Raw genomic sequence first — 5,324 nt, 5'->3', positions numbered from 1 at the left:
GGCGGCGGCCAGTCCGGCGGCGCCTCCGCGGCGCCGACCGCGTCGACGGGCGCCTCCGCCCCCGCGGGCAACGGCGGCACGCTCGTGATCTGGGCAGACCCCAACCGCGTCAAGGCGCTCAAGCCGTTCGCCGACCAGTTCGGCACCGAGAACGGCGTCACGGTCGAGGTGAAGGAGATCAGCAAGGACAACCAGCAGACCTTCCTCACCGCCTCCCAGCAGGGCAGCGGCCCCGACGTCATGATCGGCGCGCACGACTGGATCGGCAACCTCGTGCAGAACGGCGCCATCGACCCGGTCAACCTCACCCAGGAGCAGAAGGCCGCCTTCTCCGAGATCGCCCTGAAGGCCGTCACCTTCGGCGGCCAGGTCTACGGCGCGCCGTACGCGGTGGAGAACATCGCGCTGATCCGCAACACCGACCTCGCGCCCGACGCCCCCGCCACGATCGAGGACCTGGTCGCCAAGGGCAAGGAGCTCAAGGTGGCGGGCAAGGTCAAGGAGGTGCTCTGCCTGCCGGTCGGGCAGAAGGGCGACGCCTTCCACTCCTACCCGATCTTCGCCTCGGGCGGCGGCGCCCTGTTCGGCGCCACCTCCACCGGCGACCCCGACGCCAAGAAGGTGCTGGTCGGCTCGCCCGAGTCCGTCAAGGCGTTCGGCAGGCTCAAGGACCTCGGAGAGAAGGGCGACGGCGCCCTCAAGACCTCCATCACCAACGAGAACTACATCCCGAGCTTCGCCGGCAGGAAGTGCGCGTTCCTCGTCTCCGGCCCGTGGGCGATGGGCGAGGTGAAGAAGGGCGGCTTCGGCTACGACATCACGCCCGTCCCGGGGTTCAAGGACGGCGAGCCGGCCACCCCGTTCGTCGGCGTCCAGTCGTTCTTCGTCGCCTCAAAGGGCAAGAACAAGACCCTGGCGCAGGAGTTCGTCGCCAACTACGTGACCAACAAGGACGTCGCCAAGGCGCTCTACGCGGCCGACCCGCGCCCGCCCGCGCTGACCGAGGCGCTGCGGGAGGTGCAGGCCGCCGACGCCGACGCCGGCAAGTTCATGGACGCGGGCAAGGACGGCTTCCCGATGCCGGCCATCCCCGAGATGGCGGCGATCTGGGAGCCCTTCGGCATCGCCGAGGCCGCGGTCGTCAAGGGTGGCGACGCCGCCAAGGCCGCCGAGGCCGCGCAGAAGGCCGTCGACAGCTCGCTCAAGAACTGACGCCATGGCCCTCGACGTGCGCGAGGCCGCCGGCGCCCACCAGGTCGCCCGGCCGCGCCGGGAGATCACCACGGCGTACGTGGTCAGCAGGATCGCGGTGCTGGCCGTGGGCGCCGCGATCCTGCTCTACGCGGTGCCGCCGCTCGTCGCGGCCGGGGCGTGGGCGTCGCTGGCAGTGCTCGGCGCGGCCAGCGCGGCCATCGCCTACCTCTACCTGAGCCGCCGCCACATCCCGGCCAAGTATCTCGTCCCCGGTACCGTCTTCCTGATCGCCTTCCAGGTCTTCCCCGTCGTCTACACGGTGACCACCGCGTTCACCAACTTCGGCGACGGCCACCGCGGCGACAAGCAGTCGGCCGTCGCGGCGATCGAGGCCGGCTCCGTGCGCCAGGCCCCAGGCTCGCCCGAGTACGCGCTGACCGCAGCCCTCCAGGACGGCAGGCTGGCGTTCCTGATCGTGGACCCGGAGACCAAGCGCGTCCAGGCGGGCACCGAGCGGGGCCTGACCTCCGTGGAGGGCGCCCGGGTCGGGGTCACCGGCAAGGTGCTCCAGGCGCCCGGTTTCACCGTGCTCAAGGCGCCCGAGGCCGCCGCCCGCGCGCGGGAGATCTCGGCGCTGGCCGTGCCCACCCGCGGCGGGCTGATCAAGGCCAACGGGCTGAGCCGCGCCGTCGAGGGCCGCTCCGCGCTGACCTACGACGCCGCCTGCGACTGCGTCAAGGGCGACGGCGACACCTGGAAGGCCGACGAGGGGCAGGGCTACTTCGTCAACGCCAGGGGCGAGCACCTCGCCCAGGGCTGGCAGGTCAACGTCGGGCCGGCCAACTTCACCCGCGTGCTGACCAACCCCACCATCTCCGGCTACTTCCTCGGCGTCTTCGGCTGGAACCTGGTCTTCGCGCTCGCCTCGGTCGCGACCACCTTCGCGCTCGGCATGGGCGTGGCCCTCGCCCTGCACCACCCCCGCATGCGCGGCACGCGGGTCTACCGCATCGTGCTGATCCTGCCGTACGCGATGCCCGCGTTCGCGATGCTGCTGGTCTGGCGCGACATGTTCAACCGCGACTTCGGCCTGATCAACCAGCTCTTCGGCCTGAACGTCGACTGGCTGGGCCAGCCGGGCACCGCACGGCTCGCGGTCGTGCTGGTCAACCTCTGGCTCGGCTTCCCGTACATGTTCCTGGTCACCACGGGCGCGCTGCAGGCGATCCCGCGCGAGCTGACCGAGGCCGCCTCGATCGACGGGGCCACGCCGTGGCACGGCTTCCGCAAGGTGACGCTGCCGCTGCTGCTGGTGGCGCTCACGCCGCTGCTGATCTCGTCGTTCGCGTTCAACTTCAACAACTACAACGCCATCGCGCTCACCAGCGAGGGCGGGCCGTTCCCCGCGGAGAACCCGCAGGTGGGAGCGACCGACCTGCTGATCACCTACACGTTCCGGCTGGCGTTCGGCGCCGGCGGGGCGCAGTTCGGCTTCGCCGCGGCGATCTCGGTGTTCATCTTCGCGATCGTGGCGGTCATCTCGGCGGTGGCGTTCCGGCGCACCCGCAGGCAGGAGGAGGTGTACGCATGAGGATCGCGCTGAGGCACGCCTTCGTGCTGGCCGTGTGCGTGTTCGCGCTGGTGCCGATCCTGTTCGTGGTGTCGGCGGCGATCAACCCCCTGGGCACGCTGGCCTCCACCGGCCTGGTGCCGAACGGGGCCGGGCTGGGCAACTTCGGCGACCTGTTCGCCTCCGAGACGCACCCGTTCGCCCGCTGGTTCCTCAACTCGGTCTTCATCGCGCTGGCCGCGTCGTTCGCCAGCCTGCTGCTGTCGATGTTCGCCGCGTACGCCTTCAGCCGGATGAGGTTCCGCGGGCGCCGGGTCGGGCTGCTGGCGCTGCTGCTGATCCAGATGTTCCCGCAGTTCCTGGCCATCGTGACCATCTTCATGATCTTCACCAGGGTCACCGAGCTGTATCCGGCGTTCGGGTTCGACACCGTGTGGGGGCTCATGCTGCTCTACCTGGGCGGCGCGCTCGGGGTGAACACCTGGCTGATGAAGGGCTTCCTCGACACCCTGCCCAAGGAGCTCGACGAGGCCGCCACGGTCGACGGCGCCACCCACGCGCAGATCTTCTGGCGGGTCATCATGCCGCTGGTCACGCCGATCCTCGCCGTCACCGCGATGCTGGCCTTCATCGGCTTCATGAGCGAGTTCCTCATGGCGAACGTCTTCCTGAGGGACCCGGAGAGCAAGACGCTCGCGGTCGGCATGTACGGGATGATCGCGGGTGACCAGCGGAACGCGAACTTCGGCATGTTCGCCGCCGCGACGCTGCTCACCGCGGTCCCGACCGTGGGAGTCTTCTTCTGGCTGCAGAAGTACATCGTCTCCGGCCTCACCGCCGGGGCCGTCAAGGGGTAGGTCCGTTGCGCCACATCGCCGAGCCGCACCACGACGGCTCCGCCCTGTACGTCTCCGACCCGGCGCCGTCGCTCGGCTCCCCGGTCACGGTCTGGGTGCGCACGCCCCCGGCCGCCGGGGTGACGGGCGTGCACGTCCGCACCGTCCACGACGGCGAGCCGCGGTACACCGCGGCCTCGGTGGACTCCCTCCGGACATCGTCCGAAATCTCGGGATACGGAGGGGAGGACGTGTGGTGGCGGGCGGAGATCGCCGCCGTCAATCCGGTCACCCGCTACCGCTTCCTGCTGCACACCGGCGGCGGCCAGGCATGGCTGACCGCGGGCGGCGTCGTCACCCACGACCTCACCGACGCCGCCGACTTCCGGCTCGTCACCCACGAGCCGCCGCCCTCCTGGCTGTCCGGCGCGATCGTCTACCAGATCTTCCCCGACCGGTTCGGCCGGTCCGGACAGCCGCGCCGGCCGCCCGGGTGGGCGCTGCCGCGCGACTGGGACCGCGACCCCGTCATCCCGCACGGCCCCGGCACGTCCCAGCAGTTCTACGGCGGCGACCTCGACGGCGTCATCCGGCACCTCGACCACGTCCAGGCCCTCGGCGCGGACACCGTCTACCTGACGCCGATCTTCCCCGCCCGCTCCAACCACCGCTACGACGCCACCGGATTCGACCGGATCGACCCGCTGCTGGGGGGTGACGAGGCGCTGCGCCGGCTCTCCGGCGCCCTGCGCGAGCGCGGCATGCGCCTGCTCGGCGACATCACCACCAACCACTGCGGTGACGCGCACCCCTGGTTCACGGCGGCGGTGTCCGACGTGCGCGCCCCCGAGCGGGAGATGTTCTACTTCGACCCCGACACCGGCGACTACGCCTCCTGGTGGGGGGTCAAGACGCTGCCCAAGCTCAACTGGGGCAGCGGCCTGGTGCGCTCCCGCATGCCGGCCGTGCTGAAGAGGTGGCTCGGGCCGCTCGACGGCTGGCGCGTCGACGTCGCCAACATGACCGGCCGGCACGGCGCCGACGACCACACCCACGAGGTCGCGGCGCTGCTGCGGCGCGCGCTCGGGCCCGGGGCCGCACTCATCGCCGAGCACAACCACGACGCCTCCCTCGACCTCGACCGGGACGGCTGGCACGGCACCATGAACTACGGCGGCTTCACCCGTCCCGTCTGGGCCTGGCTGCGCGCGCCCGAGCTGGAGCTCGACCATTTCCTCGGCGTGCCGGGCGGCGTGCCGCACCGCGACGGCACGCGGACGCTCGCCACGCTGCGCACGTTCGCCGCCCACATGTCGTGGCGCTCGTACGTGCACTCGTGGCAGCTCCTCGACTCCCACGACTCGCCGCGCGTCCGCACGGTCACCGGCACCCGCGAACGCCATCTGGTGGCGCTCGGCCTGCAGGCGACCCTGCCCGGCACGCCGATGGTCTTCGCGGGCAGCGAGTTCGGGCTGACCGGCGTGAACGGCGAGCACTCCCGCACCCCGATGCCCTGGAACCGGCCCGCCGACCAGGACCTGGCCACCCTGGCCGGCTACCGCGACCTTCTCGGCCTGCGCCGCGCCGAGCCCGCGCTCCGGCACGGCGGCCTGCGCTGGCTGCACGCGGACCGCGACTGCCTGGTCTTCGTCCGGGAGACGGCGCAGGAGTCGCTCCTGGTCTGCGCCCGGCGCGCGCCCGGCCCGCCGCTGCGGCTGCCGTGC

General features: G+C 71.6%; 4 protein-coding genes. All 4 read left to right on the top strand.

Features of this window, described 5'->3' with window-relative positions; translation table 11 throughout:
- The coding region (locus DQW85_RS28270) for a sugar ABC transporter substrate-binding protein (RefSeq protein WP_113702923.1) at positions 1-1,212 on the top strand (1,212 nt) is incomplete at its 5' end.
- Between the two features lie 4 nt (positions 1,213-1,216).
- Entirely contained in the window at positions 1,217-2,785 is a 1,569-nt protein-coding gene (locus tag DQW85_RS28265) for an ABC transporter permease subunit (protein WP_113702922.1), read from the top strand.
- The gene (locus DQW85_RS28260; protein ID WP_113702921.1) at positions 2,782-3,621 is read left to right on the top strand and encodes a sugar ABC transporter permease; all 840 of its coding nucleotides are present in this window, start codon (positions 2,782-2,784) and stop codon (positions 3,619-3,621) included. The genes DQW85_RS28265 and DQW85_RS28260 overlap by 4 nt, the downstream gene beginning before the upstream one ends.
- Positions 3,622-3,626: 5 nt before the next feature.
- On the top strand, positions 3,627-5,324 hold a 1,698-nt coding region (locus DQW85_RS28255), incomplete at its 3' end, for a glycoside hydrolase family 13 protein (RefSeq protein WP_162795442.1).

This window comes from Nonomuraea lactucae, assembly GCF_003313395.1.
Taxonomy (GTDB): domain Bacteria; phylum Actinomycetota; class Actinomycetes; order Streptosporangiales; family Streptosporangiaceae; genus Nonomuraea; species Nonomuraea lactucae.
The sequence above is the reverse complement of the archived record's forward strand: the minus strand, read 5'-3'. Positions and strand labels throughout refer to the sequence as shown.